Origin of the sequence: Aquabacterium soli, assembly GCF_003933735.1 — a bacterium.
GTDB classification, from domain to species: Bacteria; Pseudomonadota; Gammaproteobacteria; order Burkholderiales; family Burkholderiaceae_C; genus Aquabacterium; species Aquabacterium soli.
This window is the reverse complement of record NZ_RSED01000007.1, coordinates 38,037-53,888: the sequence shown is the minus strand read 5'-3', so window position 1 is coordinate 53,888 and position 15,852 is coordinate 38,037. Positions and strand designations below refer to the sequence as shown.

The following is a 15,852-nucleotide window of genomic DNA, read 5'->3' as shown; positions in this document are numbered from 1 at the left end:
ATCAGCCTCAAAGATGTCCAAAATGACAATTCTAGGCACACGCCACGCTGACCACAATGCGTTCCATGAGCACACCCATCCTTCACCACTACCCCGAATCGCCCTATGCGGAGAAGATCCGCACCCTGCTCGGCTACAAGGGCCTGCCCTGGCGTTCGGTCATCGTGCCGCGCATCGCGCCCAAGCCCGACATGGTCGCGCTGACCGGCGGCTACCGCAAGGTGCCCGTGCTGCAACTGGGCGCCGACGTCTACTGCGACACCCGCCTGATCGCCCTGGAGCTGGAGCGCCTGGCGCCCACGCCGGCCGCCAGCACCGTGTCGCCGGGCTGGAACGACGTGGTCGAGCACTGGGTGGATCTGAACCTGTTCGGCAAGGCCGTGGCCTACACCTTCGGCGTGGCCGTGGACCACTTTGACGACGCCTTCCTGGCCGACCGCGCCGCCCTGCGCGGCGCACCGCTGGACCGTGCCGCGCTCAAGGCCTCCGTGCCGCTGGCCGCGCAGGAGCTGGCCACCCAGGTGGCCTGGATCGAGCGGGGGCTGGCCGGCGGGCCGGGCTTCGTCAACGGCGTGCGCCCGGGCAGTGGCGATTTCACGCTGTACAGCACCCTGTGGTTCGCACGGAACGGCCGCTTCGATTTCAGCCGCTTCCCGGCCACCGCAGCCTGGATGGAGCGCCTGCGCGCCTTCGGCCATGGTGAGCACCAGCCCATGAGCGCCGACGAGGCCATCGCCCTGGCCGCGGCCGCCACGCCTGCAGCCCTGCCGCTGCCCGCCAGCGATCAGCGCGACCCGTCAGGGATCGAGCTGGGCACGCAGGTGAGCATCACGCCCGAACTGCTGGGCCATGGCACCACCGTGACAGGCTCGCTGGTGCAACTGGACGCGCAGCGCCTGGCCGTGTCGCTGGACACCGAACGCGCCGGCAGCGTGCATGTGCACTTTCCCCGCCTGGGCTACCGCATCAAGAAGGCAGCGCAGGCTTGACCTCACCATGAACAACACGCCCTACACGCTCTACACCTTCGCGATGTCGCACTACAGCGAGAAGATCCGCTGGACGCTGGACATCAGCGACATCGCCTACCGCGAGGTGTGCCTCACGCCCGTCTTCCACATCCTGCCGGCCCTGACCATGGGCAAGCGCGGACAGACCACCCTGCCCGTGCTCAAGACCCCGAAGGGCAGCATCCAGGACAGCACCCGCATTCTGCGCTGGCTGAACGAGCACCACGGCCCGCTGCCGCTGATGCCCGCGGCGCACCTGCCAGAGATCGAAGAGGTGGCCAAACGCTTCGATGCCATCGGCAAGGACGTGGCGCGCTACCTGTACGCCCACAGCTTCGGCAGCGGCGACGAGCACATCAAGCGCCTGTGGACCGACCACGCCACGCCCGGCCAGGCCGCGTTCATCCGCAGCGCCTACCCGTTCATCCGATGGGCCTTCCGGCGCAAGCTCAGCATCACCGAGGCCGGCGCGGCACGGGCGCACCGCCGCATCGGCGACGCGGTGGACTGGCTGGACGCGCGCCTGGCCGATGGCCGCACCTACCTGGTCGGTGGCCAGCTGAGCACGGCCGACCTGACCGCCGCGGCCTTGCTGGCCCCGCTGGCCTGCCCCAGCGAGCACCCGGTCTATGGCGAGCCGGTGTTCCGCCAGACCATGGCCGGCGCGGCCGCGCCCTGGCAGGTGCGCCCATCGATGGCCTGGGTGCGCCGCCTGTATGCGCAGCACCGCGGGGCGATGCACGGAGGCGCGCTGCAGAACCCGCTGCAAGCGGCGGCCTGATCAGGCCGATGGAACCTGGGTGTGCAGCTCCTGCACACCCACATCGGCCACCAGGCCCACTGACACGATGCCGGCGATGGCGCAGGCCTCGTCCTTGTCGGACAGATCACCGCTGATGCCCACGGCGCCGATCAAGGCGCCATCGGCCGTGCGCACCAGCACGCCACCGGGCACGGGCAGCATGTCCCCACCCGCCAGCGCAGCCAGCGCCCCGATGAAGGCCGGGTTGGCCGCCGCGCGGCGCGCCAGCTCGCGTCCGCCAAATCCCATGTCCAGAGAACCACGCGCCTTGGCCGTGGCGATCTGCGGGCGCAGGATGCTGGCACCGTCTTCACGCTGCAGGGCGATCACATGGCCGCCTGCGTCCAGCACGGCCACGCACAGCGGCGCCATGCCACCGGCCCGGCCGTGGGCCAGGGCGGCGTCGATCAGGCGGTTGGCGGCTGACAGGTTCAAGGCGGTGGTCATGGCAGGCTCTGGACGTGGTTCGTGCATGGACACTGGACACGCAACTTCCGAGCCACGCAAGCCAATCCCATGAAGGCGACATGACGCCGCGATGACGCCACTCAGGCGTCGAGCGACTCGTGGTGATCGGCCTGCCCGCGCTTCCAGTAAGCCGATGCCCGCACGCGGGCCTTGTCCAGCCCATGGTGTCCCACCAGCACCTTGCGCACCTCGGCGATGGCCTGCGCCTCGCCCGCGGCCCAGGCATGGCCTTCACCCTCCGGCAGGCGCACCGCCTGCACGGCAGCGGGCAGGTCCGCGGGGTCGTCCACCCAGACCAGGGTCAGCTCGGCACGGGTGTCGAGCGCACGCCGGTCGGCCTTGTCCAGGGCCAGCACCACGGTGACCTGAGCGCTGGCGGGCAGCTCTTCCAGGCGCCGGGCGATGGCCGGCAGCGCCGAGTCGTCGCCCACCAGCAGGTGCCAGTCAAAACCCAGTGGCACGATGAAGCTGCCGCGCGGCCCGCCCACCACCAGCGTCTGCCCGGGCTGGGCCTGACGTGCCCAGTTGGCGGCCGGGCCGTCGCCGTGCAGGGCGAACTCGATGTCCAGCTCCAGCGCCTGGGCGTCGAAGCGGCGCGGTGTGTAGTCGCGCATCAGCGGGCGCGGCGCGCCGGGCGCCCATTGCGGGCCCTCCGGCCCCATGGTGGGCAACTCGGGCTCGCCCAGGCCATCGGGCGCCCACATCAGCTTGAAGTGGTTGTCGAACGAGGCGGTGACGAAATCGGCCAGATCGGGCCCCCCCAGGGTGACGAGCAGCTGGTTCGGGCTGAGCAACTGCGTGCGGCGCACCTGCAGCCGGCGCATCTTGACGGGGTGGCGCACGCGCTGCACGGTGAGGTCGGCGGGTGAAATCTTGTCAGGCATGACGACTTGGTGTTGTTGGTTGATAATGTCAACATATCGTATGCCTCATTGGTTGACTATGTCAACCATATGGTCTTGAGTTCTCCGTTCCCCGCACGGTGCCCCATGCCCGCCAACCATCCCAAAGTGCCCAGAGAAGAGATCGTCGACCAGTTGGCCGACCTCACCCACCTGTTCAAGTCGCAGCTGCACCAGGCCGTGCGGCAGGAAGGTGCCGGCCTGGCCCCGATGGAGGCCAAGGTGCTGATGTTCTTTGCGCGCCGGCCTGGCAGCACCGCCAGCGATCTGGTCGAGCACAGCGGCCGTGACAAGGCCCAGGTGACCCGGTTGGTGCAGTTGCTGGTGGACCAAGGCCTTCTGCTGCGCGAGCCCGATCCGACCGACCGCCGCCAGCAGCGCATCTCGCCCACCGCCGAGGGCACGGCCCTGCAGCGCGTGCTGCATCGCCAGCGCCAGCGGCTGGGCCAGGCCATGGTCAAGGGGCTGAGCAGCGACGAGCTCGCGGCGCTGTCCGCCCTGCTGGGCCGTTTGCGCGACAACCTGGCGCCCCCCGGCTGACGCTGCGTCTCATCCACGGCACACCCGCTGGGCAGCGCCCTGGCGCTGCAGTACAGTCAGCCACGCCCGGCCGCGCCCCCGGAGCCCCCGCAGGCTCGCCCCAGACAGCATGTGCGCCGGTCCTTATCCACAGGAGGCCCCCATGCGCTCACACCGCCCCACTCTCTCGACCGCTTGCCGCATGGCAATGCTCACCGCCCCGCTGCTGGCCCTGAGCCTGGTTCAGGCGGCGAGGGCCGAAGAGCCTATCAGCACCGACCGCCCCGATTTCGTCGAATCGAGCGACGTGGTGGGCAAGGGCCGCTTCCAGCTTGAAACCGGCTTTGCCAGCGAGCGCAACAAGGCCGATGGCGTCAAGGAGCGCCTGAGCACCACGCCCACGCTGCTGCGCTTCGGCGTCAGCGACACCCTCGAGTTCCGCGTCGAGACCGACGGCATCTCGCGCCTGCGCAGCGAGGACACCACCACCGGCATCACCACGCGCGAGCGTGGCTACGCCGACATGGCCATCGGCATCAAGTGGCACACCCAGGATGGCGATGCCGACAAGGGCATCCCGGCCATGGCCTGGCTGCTGCACGCCGACCTGGAGACCGGCTCGCGCGCCTTCCGTGGCGACGGCGTTCGTCCCTCGCTGCGCGCCGTGGCGGAGTGGGATCTGCCCAACGACTGGTCCATCGGCGTGATGCCGGGCCTCTTCGTCGACAAGAACGAGGATGGCGACCGCTACGTGGGCGGCATCGCGGCCGTGACCGTGGGCAAATCCTGGACAGACCGCTTCAAGACCTTCTTCGAACTGGCCGGCCAGCAACTGGCTTCCAAGAAGAACGGCGGCAACATCGCCACCTGGGACACCGGCGCCACCTACCTGATCAACAACGATGTGCAGGTGGACGTGAGCTTCTCGTGGGGCGCCACCAAGGAGACGCCCGACTTCGCCTGGGGCGTGGGGCTGGCTGTCCGCTTCTGACAGGATCATGGCGTCAATGTGACGTCAAAAACCCTGAACGCCGGGCAGGCACCTCCTCTATGGATACTTCGTGTCCATGGAGAACACCGAATACATGCAATGGCTGGACCGCCTGCCCCTGGGTCCCTGGGGGCTGACGCTCGTCGCAGCGCTCATCGCGATGGTGATCGCCTGGCTGGCCTTCCAGGCTGGCGCGGCCGTGATACGCCGTGCCGTGGCACGCTCGCCATCCGCCTCTCTGATCACCCAGGCGTCCCGCAGGCCGGCCAGCTATGTGCTGCCCTTGCTGGCCCTGCAGTTCGTGCTGCGGGCAGCGCCGGATGACCTGAGTGGCATCGGCCTGACACGCCAGTTCACCACGATCGTGCTGATCGGGGCGCTCACCTGGCTGATCGTGCGCATCGTGCAGGCCAGCGGCGATGCCGTGATCCTGTCGCAGCCCATCGAAAACGTCACCGACAACCTGACGGCCCGCCGCATCCAGACGCAGACCAGGGTGGTCACCCGCATGGTGGCCGCGCTGGTGATGCTGATCGGCGTGTCGCTGGCCCTGATGACCATCCCCGACGTGCGCCAGCTCGGCACCAGCCTGCTGGCCTCGGCCGGCGTGGCCGGCATCGCCGCCGGCCTGGCCGCGCGGCCCGTGCTGGGCAACCTGATCGCCGGCCTGCAGATCGCCTTCAGCCAGCCCATCCGGCTTGATGACGTCGTGATCGTGGAGGGCGAATGGGGCCGCATCGAAGAGATCACCAGCACCTACGTCGTGGTGCGGATCTGGGACGAACGCCGCCTGATCGTGCCGCTGCAGTGGTGGATCGAACACCCCTTCCAGAACTGGACGCGCTCCAGCGCCCAACTGCTGGGCACCATCTTCCTGTGGGTGGACTACCGCATGCCGCTGCAGCCCATCCGCGAAGCGCTCAAGCGTGTGTGCGAAGGCTCGCCCCTGTGGGACGGCCGCGTGTGCCTGGTGCAGGTGACGGATTTCAGCGAAAAGTCGATGCAGCTGCGCTGCCTGATCAGCACCGCCGATTCAGGCAAGGGCTGGGACCTGCGCTGCCTGGTGCGCGAAGAGCTGATGTCGATGATGCAGAAGGACTACCCCGAGTACCTGCCCCGCCTGCGCGCCGAGATGGACCCGCCCAGCGACACCGAGCACAGACCGCCTGCGCCGGAACAGCGCTCGCCCACGCCTGAGCACGAACATGCCACGCCCGCCGTGGACAAGGCCTGACCCCACCATGGTCAGGCCCGCACGAACCCGTCGTTGTTCAGACGGCCTGGTCCCAGGGCTTGGACAAGCGCATCGCGCCGTTGATGATGCCCACCATCGAGTAGGTCTGCGGGAAGTTGCCCCACAGCTCGCCATTGCCCACGGCGATGTCCTCGGACAGCAGGCCCACGTGGTTGCGGCAGGCCAGCAGGGCCTCGAAGATCTCGCGGGCCTGCTGCGTGCGGCCGATGCGCGCCAGCGCGTCGATGCGCCAGAACGAGCACACGTTGAAGGAGGTCTCGGGCCGGCCGAAATCGTCGGGCGCCTCGTAGCGGCGCATGAAGGGGCCGTCGCACAGCGTGGCCTCCAGGGCCTCCACCGTCTTGATGAAACGGGGGTCCTTCGGATCGATGAAGTTCACTTCGGCCATCAGCAGCACGCTGGCGTCCAGGTCCTTGCCCCCGAAACTCTCAACGAAGGCCTGGCGCTCTTCGCTCCAGGCCAGGGCCAGGATCTTGTCGCGCACGATGCGGGCACGGTCGGCCCAGTGGGCTGCACGGTCGGGCAGGTTCAGCACCGCCGCCACCTTGGCCAGCCGGTCGCACGCCGCCCACGACATCAGCGACGACGAGGTGTGCACGCGAGAGCGCGTGCGCAGCTCCCACATGCCGGCGTCGGGCTGATCGTGCAGGCGCCAGGCCTGCTCGCCCATGGCCTCCAGCGCCGCGAAATCGCTCTCATCGGCGCGGCGGAACAGCCGGTGGTCATGGAAGGCCTGGGCCGCGCCCAGCACGATGTTGCCGTACACGTCGTGCTGGAAGTGCTCGAAGGCCTGGTTGCCCACGCGAACCGGCCCCATGCCGCGGTAACCCGCCAGGTGCGGCACAAGGCCCTCGGTGAGTTCGCGCTCCAGGCCGATGCCGTACAGCGGCTGCACATGGCCGCCCTGCGCGCCGCGCACGATGTCGTGCAGCCAGCGCAGGTACTCCTCCATCGTACCCACCTCGGACAGGCTGTTGAGCGCCCGCACCACGAAGAAGGCATCGCGCAGCCAGCAGTAGCGGTAGTCCCAGTTGCGTTCGCTGTGCGGCGCCTCGGGGATGCTGGTGGTCATGGCGGCCACGATGGCGCCGGTCTCTTCGTACTGGCACAGCTTGAGCGTGATGGCGGCGCGGATCACCGCGTCCTGCCATTCCAGTGGCAAGGCCAGGCGGCGCGTCCAGTGGCGCCAGTACAGGCTGGTCTGTTCTTCGAAATCGCGCGCGGTCTCTTCGATGCCGGAGCCCAGCGTCTCGTCAGGCCCGAAGAACATGCTGATCGGCCCGGACAGCGAGAACCAGGTCTCGGCCACCACATAGGTCAGCGGGGCGTTGGTGCTCAGGCGCAACGCATGGTCGGGGAACACGAACCGCAAATGGTTGCTGCCGCGCGTGAAGGTGGGGGTGGTGGCGCCCCAGTCGCCGCGGGGGTGCACGCTCAGCCGCACCCGCGGGTGGCCACTCAGCGGCCGGATGCGGCGCACCAGCTGGGCCGGCCGGAAGGCCCGGTCACGCTGGAAGAAGCGGGGCGCGAAATCCACCACCTCGATGCCCTGCCCTTCGGTGTCGTACAGGCGGGTGCGCAGGATGGCCGTGCCCGGCTCGTACTCCTGCTCCGTGCGCGCCAGCCCCTCGATCTCCACGGACATCGTGCCTTCGCGCTTGACGCCATCGGGCGAATCCAGCAGCGCGTGGAAGACCGGATCACCGTCGAAGCGCGGCATGCAACTCCACACGACGCGGGCTTGTTTGTCCACCAGCGCACTGATCGCACAGTTGCCGATCAGGGCCAGGCCCAGGGAAGCATGGTCGACGGGATGGCTCATCTTCTTGTTCCTCTTCTTGGTCTTGATCAAGCTTGCACCCTTTGTACCGCAAGGCCCCCAACCTGGGCGAAACATGGGGGTTTTGGGAAGCCCTGTATATTTGCACCAATGTATAGGCCTCCCGGGCATCCTGCGACGCCAGCGCAGACACTCAACTCCCCCAAGACAAGAGGAGCCCGCGCATGAACACTTTGCGCATGCAGTTGCGCTTTCTGGTCCCCCTGGTCATCACGCTGGTGGTGGCCTCGTACCTGGCGCTGCCGCTGATGGACCGCCTCACCCTGCGCTGGTTCTCACGCGATGTGAACCTGCGCGGCGAGTTGCTGACCAACACCATGGCCGACTCCATCTCGGAGGCCTTGAAAGACCCGCTGGGCCTGCGCCTGCAGGTGCTGTTCAACCGCGCCGTGCAGGATGAACGCCTGGTCGCCATCGGTCTGTGCACGCTCAATGGCGAACTGTTGCGTCACACCCCAGCCTTTCCCCGCGACCTGGGCTGCGCGCAGGCGACCGAGACCGCCGGCCGCAAGGACCCGCAGATGCACATCGAAGGCGGCTCGGTGCACGTGGGCATGCACCCCGTCAAGGCCGACAACGGCGAGCACATCGCCGATCTGGTGCTGCTGCACGACCTGAGCTTCGTCGAGCGCCGCAGCCAGGACACGCAGAAGTACCTGATCGTGCTGATCTCTGGGCTGGGCGTGATCATCGCGCTGATCACCGTGGTGGTGGCGCAGCTGAGCTGGCGGGGCTGGGTATCGGGCGCGCGCGCGCTGCTGCGCGGCGAAGGCCTGATCAGCCCCCTGATCTCGACCTCGCCCGAGCTGGCCCCCCTGGCAGCCGATCTGCGCAGCCGCCTGCGCGATCTGGAAGACGAGTACCGCCGCTCGCTCGGGCCCGAGACCATCTGGAACCCCGAGCGCCTGCGCGCCCTGCTGCGCACGCAATTGCGCGGTGATGAACTGATCGTGGTCTCGAACCGCGAGCCCTACATCCACGAGGACACCGGCCACGGCACCATCGTCAAGCGCCCGGCCAGCGGCCTGGTCACGGCGGTGGAGCCGGTGATGCGCGCCTGCTCGGGCACCTGGATCGCGCATGGCAGCGGCAGCGGCGACCGCGGCAGCGTCGACAAGCACGACCGCGTGCTGGTGCCACCCGGCAAGGACGACTACACGCTGCGCCGCATCTGGCTGACCGAAGAAGAAGAAAAGGGCTACTACTTCGGCTTCGCCAACGAAGGCCTGTGGCCGCTGTGCCATGTGGCCCACGTGCGGCCCGTGTTCCGCGAGAACGACTGGCAGGAGTACCGCAAGATCAACCAGCGCTTCGCCGATGCCGTCGTGGCCGAGGCCCGCAGCGAGGACCCGGTCGTGCTGGTGCAGGACTACCACTTCGCGCTGCTGCCCGCCCTGATCCGCAAGAAGCTGCCGCGCGCCACCATCATCACTTTCTGGCACATCCCATGGCCCAACCCCGAATCCTTCGGCATCTGCCCATGGCGCCAGGAGATCCTAGAAGGCATGCTGGGCAGCACCATCCTGGGCTTTCACACGCGCTTTCACTGCAAGAACTTCATCGAGACGGTGGACCGCTACCTCGAGGCGCGCATCGAGCACGAGCACTCCACCATCTCCTTCCACGAAGACACGACCTTCGTCGAGAACTACCCCATCTCGATCGCCTGGCCATCGGACACCACCATGGCCACCTGGGCGCCCGTGGCCCAGTGCAAGGAACGCGTGTTGCAGCGCCTGGGCATGCCGCCCGGCCACCGCATCGCCATCGGCGTGGACCGCTTCGATTACACCAAGGGCATCCTGGAGCGCCTGCATGCCGTGGAGCGCCTGCTCGAGAAGCACCCCGAGTGGATCGGCAAGTTCTCCTTCGTGCAGGTGGCCGCGCCCTCGCGCAGCTCGTTGGAGGAGTACCGCGCCTTTCAGGACCGCATCCAGAACACCACGCGCCGCATCAATGAGCGTTTCGGCAACGACAGCTACCAGCCCGTGCACCTGCTGGCCGAGCACCATGAATCCGACGCGCTCAATGAGCTCTACCGCGCTGCCGATGCCTGCATGGTGACCAGCCTGCACGACGGCATGAACCTGGTCTGCAAGGAGTTCGTGGCCGCGCGCGACGACGAGCGGGGCGTGCTGATCCTCAGCCGCTTCGCCGGAGCCGCGCGCGAGATGAGCGAAGCCCTGATCGTGAACCCGTACCACGTGGAAGAAACCGCCGATGCCCTGCACCGCTCGCTCACCATGCCCGAGGCCGAGCAGCGCGAGCGCATGGCCAGCCTGCGCATGACGGTGCACGAGTTCAACGTATACCGCTGGGCCGGCCGCATGCTGACCGACGCTGGCCGCTGGCGCCTGCGCGAGCGCATCGAGGCCCGTGTTCAACGGCACCAACCCGGCGTAGGATGACTTCACCCCTTGATCCATCGAACCCACCACAGTCCGTCGGGAGGTCTGACGACGTGAAACACCTGTTCTCTCAACAAGGCCTGCAGGCACTCGACACCGTCATGCGGCTGCAGCCCCTGCTGGCCTTCGATTTCGACGGCACCCTCGCCCCCATCGTGACGCTGCCCGACGACGCACGTGTGTCCATCGGCGTGGCCCAGCGCCTGGAGCAGTTGGCCCGCCGCCTGCCCGTGGCCATCGTCACCGGCCGCAGTGTGGCCGATGTGGCGCCGCGCCTGGGCTTCGAGCCGCACTTCATCATCGGCAACCACGGGGCGGAAGACCCGGACAGCCCGCAGCTCTCGCAAGAGGTCTATGGCGCGCTGACCCAGCAGCTCAACCAACTGCGCGAGCGCATCGCGGAGCGCCAGCCCCTGCTGACTGCCGCCGGTGTCCTGGTGGAGGACAAGCTCCACTCGCTGACGTTGCACTATCGCCTGGCGCGTGACCGTGACCAGGCCATGCGCGCCATCGACAACGCCCTGGGCGAACTGGACCCGGCCCTGCGCCAGTTCGGCGGCAAGTGCGTTGTCAACATCGTGGCCGCGCACGCGCCCGACAAGGGCGATGCCGTGGCCGCCCTGGTGCACCGCACGGGCGCCCAGGCCGCCCTGTTCATCGGCGATGACGTGAACGACGAGTCGGTGTTCGAACGCGCCCAGCCCAGCTGGCTCACGGTGCGCATCGGGCGCGACGACCCGATGTCCAAGGCGCGCTACTTCCTGGACACGCACGCCGAGGTGGCGACGATGCTGCAGCAAATGGTGACCTCGCTGCCCTGAAAGGCTCGGCACTCGATGGCCCTGCCTTCGGCAGGGTTGGCTGGCGCGACCGATTGACCTCAAGCGGGCTTGAGGTTCGATAGTGAAGGCCTTCTCCACTCGAGCCGGCCTTGCCATGTCGTCGACGCAGCACACCTTCATCAACCCGCCCGCCCTGTACGACCCCAGCCCCAATGGCTACAGCCACGTGGTGGTGGCCGATGCGCCCGCCCGGCTGGTCTTCGTGGCAGGCCAGGGCGGCGAGACGGCGGATGGCCAGCTGTCCACCGACTTCGCGGAGCAGGTCCATCAGGCCCTGCACAACCTGCAGACTGCGCTGCAGGCGGCGCAGGCCAGCCTGTCGCACATCACCCGGCTCACCGCGCTCGTGGTCGACCACTCACCCGAGCGGCTGGCGGTCTTGAGCACCGCCATCAAGGCCTTGTGGGCCGGACAGCCCGCGCCCGCCTGCACCCTCATCCCCGTAGGCCGCCTGGCCCTCGATGGCATGCTTTTCGAAATCGATGCCACGGCGGTGGTGCCCGCCATCGCGCCGGCCACCCAAGCCTGAGTGCCCGCACAAAGTCCGCCACCGGCCTCACCACTGCGTGGCGTTGATGTCGTAGATGCCGCTCTCCACCGGATAGATGTCCTTGAGGTGCGCGATCAGGCGCTCCGCACCGTCCTTCAGCCCGGGCGAGATGTCTTGCGACAGCAGGCTCACCAGAAAGCTGGAGGCGCCCAGCACGCGGCGCGGGTGCTGGATCTCGGAAGCGGTCACGCGGAATTTCTCTTCCAGCAGTTGGTCCTGCGGCGCCCCGGGGGTTTCCTGGGGGCTGGCATCCGTGAGCGGCATGGCCTGCAGCCCCAGCGAGCGCAAGGCCAGTGCCTCGCCTACGGCCTTGGCCTCATTGAAGGTGCTGCCGTCCCACAGGTAGCGGTTCACCGCGTCCAGCAGGGCCTGGGCGCTGTCGGCCGCCGTGCCATGGCCGGCCGACAGGCGCAGCAGGGCTTCGAGCAACTCGGGCGCCGGGGTGATGTCCGGCAAAGAGGGCTTGGTGCTGGTCATGGAGCGTCCCGTCCTTTCAAGTTGCGTTGCCGCGTCAGTGGGGCAGGCGCGCACCCGCCACCGCCGCGCCCACCAGGCCCAGCTCGGGCTGCAGGACCAGGTGCACCGGCAGCGTGGCCATCAGCTCTGTGTAAGGCCCCTTCTGCCCGAAGCCGCGCATGAAGCGGCCATCGCGCATCATCTCGCCGCAACGCTGCGCCACGCCTCCAGCAACATACACGCCGCCACGGGCCAGCGTGGCCAGCGCGTAGTCACCCGCCACAGAACCATAGGCCAGCAGGAACTGCTCCAGCGCCTGCGCCGCGAGGGCGTCGCCCTCCTTCGTCGCCTTGCGGAACACCGACTCGCCGGTCAGGCCCTCGGTGTCCATCGGGGTGATCACCTTGGTGGGTGGCTCGTCGCCCAGGCACTGGTAGAAGTTGGCCAGGCCCGGGCCGGAGACAAAGTGCTCGACCACGACGCGCGGCACCAGCGGGCGCAGGCGCTGCAGGGCCAGGTCCTGCTGGTCGTTGATGGGGGAGAAGCTGAAATGGCCGCCCTCGCCCGGCACCACGGCGTGGCCATTGCCCTGCCAGATGCGAAAGGCCACGCCCAGGCCGGAGCCCGCGCCCAGCACCAGCTGGTTGCCACGGGCCTGCGCATCGCCTGCCTGCAAGGTCATCAGCTCATCGGGTGCCAGGGCCTCGATGCCATGGGCTGCGGCCTCGAAGTCGTTGACCAGGGTGACGGGCACGCCCCCGAGGTGGCGGCTGAGCTCACGCGCATCCAGCCGCCAGGGCAGGTTGGTCATCTGCACGGTCTGGTCGCGCACGGGACCGGCCACGCCCAGGCCTACCGCGCGCAAGGGCTGCGACAAGGAAGGCCCATGCTGGCTGAGGAAATCGGTCAGCATGGCCTCGAACGAGGGCACCTGCGCGGCCACATAACGCTGAGAGGCCTTCACCACCACCCGCCCCGTCTCGGGGTGGACCTCGGCCAAGCCCAGCAAGGTTTTGGTGGCCCCAATGTCCGCGCACAAGATCATGTCCCGTCTCCTTGTTGTCCGCCCCTGCAAAAACAGCTTGGGTGGTCTGCGCCACCTGCCGATATGCCCATCATCCATCAACAAGGGAACATGCGATGAACCAAGCGTCAAGAGTGGCCATCCTGGGTGTGGGTTATTGTCTGCCCGACAAGATCCGCGGCAACGACGACCCGGTGTTCGACTGGCTGCGTGCGCACCCGCCCTCGGGGGGCGAATTGTTCGACGGCCTGAAGTACCGGCGCGTGCTGGAGCGCGGCGACCAGGTCACCGACATCGTCGCCAAGGCCTGCCGCAACGCCGCACTGGATGCCAAGGTGGACCTGGCCGACATCGACCTGCTGATCGGCTCGGCCTCGGTGAGCGGTTGTTATGCGCCCAACGATCTGTGCGCCGTGCACCACGAGCTCAAGCTGTCCGCCAGCTGCCGCGTGATGACGCTCAACACCGACTACACGGCCTTCCACGACGGCCTGCGCATCGCCAACGACTTGATCGCGGCCGGTTCGGCCCGCAAGGCCCTGGTGGCCTGCGGCAACAACTGGACGCACCATGTCGATTACCACGAAGCCGTGGCCATGGCCGCCTCAGATGCCGCCGGTGCGGCCGTGGTCGGTGCCACGGATGACACCAGCCGCTTCACGCTGATCGACTGGGACAACGAGACCGACAGCTCGTGGTTCCGCGCGCTGCGCATGGAGCCGCGCTTCCATGAGAAGCAGGGCGAACTGGCCTTGTTCACCACCCCGCTGATGAAGATCGACGAGAAGGACGGCGCCACCGCGGTCAAGACCTTCGGCGTGCCCGTGCCACCCAAGATCATTGCGCGCATGCTGGCGCGCCACGGCATCACGAGCAAAGACATCACCCTCGTGGCGCACCAAAGCTCCAAGTCCATCTACGAGGCCTGGAACAGCGCCATCCAGCCTGGGACCTACATCACCACGCTGGAGGAGCTGGGCGACATGGTGTCATCGTCCGTGCCGGTGAACCTCGCCAAGTGCTTTGGCGAGATCAACACCAAGTACCTGGTGCTGATGGGCACCGGCATGGAGATGCACGCAACGGCCCTACTTTACCTTCGTGGTTGAATCAGGCGACGAATCCACCGGGGCCGCCTGCAGGTAGGGCGGCGGCTTGAGCCCCAGGTGGCTCTGCAGCATTTCCTCGGCCGTGGCCAGCGCGCCCTCCACCCATCCCTGCGCATGCGAGTAGGCCTCGCCGCAGATGTAGACGGGCACGTTGGACACCGGGTGGATGATGCGATGACCCACGTCGTAGCTCTCCACATGCTGTGGCCAGAAGTTGGCGCCACCACCGAAAGGGTCGTCGCCCCAGTCGCGGTAGGCCGCGGCGTAGGGACGCAGGTCCGAATGGTCTTGCAAGCCGTGCATCTGCAGCAGCAGGCGGTGCGCCTCGTCCACCATCAGCTGCGGTGCGGGATGGTCGTTCCATTCGTCGGCGGGCAGGCCTTCGCTGGACGGTGCATGGCCCTGGTTGGTGAACTTGACAGGGTTGTCGCGCAGGCCGGCCCAGTAGTCCAGGTCCAGCCCGTCGTCGTAGATCAGGATGGCGCCAGCCTCGGTGTCGTCGCCCACCGGCCAGTAGTAGCACTGGCGGATCGGCAGGTCCGTGACCGACTGGCCCTGCGTGATGCCCAGCTTCTCCCACCAGCGCGTGCGGTAGCACAGGGCCAGCTTGAACAGCGGGATCGGCACCACGGACTGGATCAGGCGGTGCACCTCGTGGTGTTCGGGTGCCAGCACGGCGCCGCTCTGCTCGATCAGCTCCAGCGAGCGGCGCGGCATGGCCAGCACCAGCTTGCGCGCCAGCATCACCTGCTCATGGCCGTCGTGCTCGATGTGCAGCTCGATGCCGTCTTTCCCATCGGGCAGTCGGGTCTTGTCAAAGCGAACCAGGCGGTGCTTCAGGTGGGTGATGCCACCGGCCTCCGTGTAGCGATGAGCGATGGTCAGGGGGAGTGATTCATAGCCCTCGACCAGGCGCTTGTACTCGATGGTGGCGCCGTAGTCCGACAGGTTCCAGGGGAAACCATCGGCCGCGTTCCAGGTGAAGTAGATGCTGTCGTAGCCGCTGGTGTCTTCGGCGTACTGAAAGGCCTCGTGGCTGACCGAGCGGTTGTACACATAGCGCATGGCCAGGTCGCGCAGCAAGGTGCCTTCGTAGCGGCCACTGCGGGCCAGCTTTTCCCAGTCCACCGTCTTGAGGTCCACATGGTCCACGCCCAGCACCTTCTGCAGGAAGCGCTGCGCGGCCAGCACGGTGAAGCCGTCCTTGATGTTGGCGCGCTCGTCGTCCGTGAGCACATAGGGGATCTTGTCCGGATCCGTCAGGTCGCCCGTGCGCAGGTGCTTGCCGCGCAGGTACGCCACATTGTTCGCCTCGCCCACCGAGAAATCCACGGTCGGCAATTGCAGGTAGTCCACCAGCGCCTTCACCGTTTCCTGTCCCGTGGTGAAGCGCATGCCGCCCAGTTCGATGCGGGCCTGCGGCATGTCCGGCGGCGTCACCGACAGCAGGCGCCCGCCCAGCCGGCCGCTGCTTTCGAACAGCTGCACCGAACCGCGTTTCAAACCACCGTCCGTCAGCAGGCGCCAACCGCTGTACAGGCCAGAAACCCCGCCGCCAACGATGGCAACGTCCAACACCTCTTTACCTGATTGTTTGGTATCCACGTCAGATTCCCTTCATATCTACGTTTGAAACAGACACACGAGAGTTACAAATGTGGCTTCTTCACGTTCCA

At 67.6% G+C, this 15,852-nt stretch carries 15 protein-coding genes; 9 read left to right on the top strand and 6 right to left on the bottom strand.

From position 1 onward, the window contains the following. The first annotated feature begins 65 nt into the window (after window positions 1–65). Window positions 66–989 (top strand): glutathione S-transferase family protein, encoded by a 924-nt coding sequence (locus EIP75_RS10275; RefSeq protein ID WP_158622806.1) that lies wholly within the window; start codon window positions 66–68, stop codon window positions 987–989. A gap of 7 nt (window positions 990–996) precedes the next feature. After that, window positions 997–1,791, top strand: a complete 795-nt coding sequence (locus EIP75_RS10270) for a glutathione S-transferase (protein WP_158622805.1) — start codon at window positions 997–999, stop codon at window positions 1,789–1,791. On the opposite strand, the gene EIP75_RS10265 is transcribed toward EIP75_RS10270, so the two are convergent. After that, a complete protein-coding gene (locus EIP75_RS10265; RefSeq protein WP_125243179.1) occupies window positions 1,792–2,259 on the bottom strand; it encodes a GlcG/HbpS family heme-binding protein in 468 nt (155 codons plus the stop codon). Window positions 2,260–2,360: 101 nt separating this feature from the next. Continuing rightward, on the bottom strand, window positions 2,361–3,164 hold the full coding sequence (locus EIP75_RS10260; RefSeq protein WP_199758553.1) for a siderophore-interacting protein: 804 nt from the start codon (window positions 3,162–3,164) through the stop codon (window positions 2,361–2,363). A gap of 105 nt (window positions 3,165–3,269) precedes the next feature. Between EIP75_RS10260 and EIP75_RS10255 the strand changes: the two genes are divergently transcribed. From EIP75_RS10255 to EIP75_RS10245, 3 genes are all read left to right on the top strand, one after another. Beyond that, window positions 3,270–3,722: a MarR family winged helix-turn-helix transcriptional regulator gene (locus EIP75_RS10255; protein WP_125243178.1), complete on the top strand. Its 453-nt coding sequence runs from the start codon at window positions 3,270–3,272 to the stop codon at window positions 3,720–3,722. A gap of 181 nt (window positions 3,723–3,903) precedes the next feature. Further along, on the top strand, window positions 3,904–4,692 hold the full coding sequence (locus EIP75_RS10250; RefSeq protein ID WP_125243177.1) for a transporter: 789 nt from the start codon (window positions 3,904–3,906) through the stop codon (window positions 4,690–4,692). Between the two features lie 76 nt (window positions 4,693–4,768). Next, window positions 4,769–5,926, top strand: a complete 1,158-nt coding sequence (locus EIP75_RS10245; protein WP_199758551.1) for a mechanosensitive ion channel family protein — start codon at window positions 4,769–4,771, stop codon at window positions 5,924–5,926. A gap of 37 nt (window positions 5,927–5,963) precedes the next feature. On the opposite strand, the gene EIP75_RS10240 is transcribed toward EIP75_RS10245, so the two are convergent. Continuing rightward, complete coding sequence (locus EIP75_RS10240) at window positions 5,964–7,769, bottom strand: glycoside hydrolase family 15 protein (protein ID WP_125243176.1); 1,806 nt, start codon at window positions 7,767–7,769, stop codon at window positions 5,964–5,966. Window positions 7,770–7,951: 182 nt separating this feature from the next. Here EIP75_RS10240 and EIP75_RS10235 point away from each other — a divergent pair, with 182 nt between their 5' ends. From EIP75_RS10235 to EIP75_RS10225, 3 genes are all read left to right on the top strand, one after another. Continuing rightward, complete coding sequence (locus tag EIP75_RS10235; protein WP_125243175.1) at window positions 7,952–10,195, top strand: alpha,alpha-trehalose-phosphate synthase (UDP-forming); 2,244 nt, start codon at window positions 7,952–7,954, stop codon at window positions 10,193–10,195. Window positions 10,196–10,248: 53 nt separating this feature from the next. Beyond that, entirely contained in the window at window positions 10,249–11,016 is a 768-nt protein-coding gene (gene otsB, locus EIP75_RS10230) for a trehalose-phosphatase (protein ID WP_233584796.1), read from the top strand. A 115-nt stretch (window positions 11,017–11,131) separates the two neighbouring features. Beyond that, the gene (locus EIP75_RS10225) at window positions 11,132–11,566 is read left to right on the top strand and encodes a RidA family protein (protein WP_125243173.1); all 435 of its coding nucleotides are present in this window, start codon (window positions 11,132–11,134) and stop codon (window positions 11,564–11,566) included. A gap of 27 nt (window positions 11,567–11,593) precedes the next feature. Here EIP75_RS10225 and EIP75_RS10220 read toward each other — a convergent pair whose 3' ends face one another. Together EIP75_RS10220 and glk are read right to left on the bottom strand one after the other, a co-directional pair. Further along, complete coding sequence (locus EIP75_RS10220; RefSeq protein WP_125243172.1) at window positions 11,594–12,064, bottom strand: hypothetical protein; 471 nt, start codon at window positions 12,062–12,064, stop codon at window positions 11,594–11,596. Between the two features lie 34 nt (window positions 12,065–12,098). Then, on the bottom strand, window positions 12,099–13,088 hold the full coding sequence (gene glk / locus EIP75_RS10215; protein ID WP_158622804.1) for a glucokinase: 990 nt from the start codon (window positions 13,086–13,088) through the stop codon (window positions 12,099–12,101). Between the two features lie 95 nt (window positions 13,089–13,183). Between glk and EIP75_RS10210 the strand changes: the two genes are divergently transcribed. Continuing rightward, complete coding sequence (locus tag EIP75_RS10210) at window positions 13,184–14,176, top strand: 3-oxoacyl-ACP synthase (protein WP_125243170.1); 993 nt, start codon at window positions 13,184–13,186, stop codon at window positions 14,174–14,176. On the opposite strand, the gene EIP75_RS10205 is transcribed toward EIP75_RS10210, so the two are convergent. Beyond that, window positions 14,156–15,751, bottom strand: a complete 1,596-nt coding sequence (locus EIP75_RS10205) for a flavin monoamine oxidase family protein (RefSeq protein WP_233584795.1) — start codon at window positions 15,749–15,751, stop codon at window positions 14,156–14,158. The genes EIP75_RS10210 and EIP75_RS10205 overlap by 21 nt on opposite strands. Window positions 15,752–15,852: the final 101 nt, after the last annotated feature.

Coding starts and splice junctions, on each gene's coding strand:
- EIP75_RS10275 (WP_158622806.1), top strand. CDS start 66: ATGAGCACACCCATCCTTCACCACTACCCCGAATCGCCCTATGCGGAG.
- EIP75_RS10270 (WP_158622805.1), top strand. CDS start 997: ATGAACAACACGCCCTACACGCTCTACACCTTCGCGATGTCGCACTAC.
- EIP75_RS10265 (WP_125243179.1), bottom strand. CDS start 2,259: ATGACCACCGCCTTGAACCTGTCAGCCGCCAACCGCCTGATCGACGCC.
- EIP75_RS10260 (WP_199758553.1), bottom strand. CDS start 3,164: ATGCCTGACAAGATTTCACCCGCCGACCTCACCGTGCAGCGCGTGCGC.
- EIP75_RS10255 (WP_125243178.1), top strand. CDS start 3,270: ATGCCCGCCAACCATCCCAAAGTGCCCAGAGAAGAGATCGTCGACCAG.
- EIP75_RS10250 (WP_125243177.1), top strand. CDS start 3,904: ATGGCAATGCTCACCGCCCCGCTGCTGGCCCTGAGCCTGGTTCAGGCG.
- EIP75_RS10245 (WP_199758551.1), top strand. CDS start 4,769: ATGGAGAACACCGAATACATGCAATGGCTGGACCGCCTGCCCCTGGGT.
- EIP75_RS10240 (WP_125243176.1), bottom strand. CDS start 7,769: ATGAGCCATCCCGTCGACCATGCTTCCCTGGGCCTGGCCCTGATCGGC.
- EIP75_RS10235 (WP_125243175.1), top strand. CDS start 7,952: ATGAACACTTTGCGCATGCAGTTGCGCTTTCTGGTCCCCCTGGTCATC.
- EIP75_RS10225 (WP_125243173.1), top strand. CDS start 11,132: ATGTCGTCGACGCAGCACACCTTCATCAACCCGCCCGCCCTGTACGAC.
- EIP75_RS10220 (WP_125243172.1), bottom strand. CDS start 12,064: ATGACCAGCACCAAGCCCTCTTTGCCGGACATCACCCCGGCGCCCGAG.
- glk (WP_158622804.1), bottom strand. CDS start 13,088: ATGATCTTGTGCGCGGACATTGGGGCCACCAAAACCTTGCTGGGCTTG.
- EIP75_RS10210 (WP_125243170.1), top strand. CDS start 13,184: ATGAACCAAGCGTCAAGAGTGGCCATCCTGGGTGTGGGTTATTGTCTG.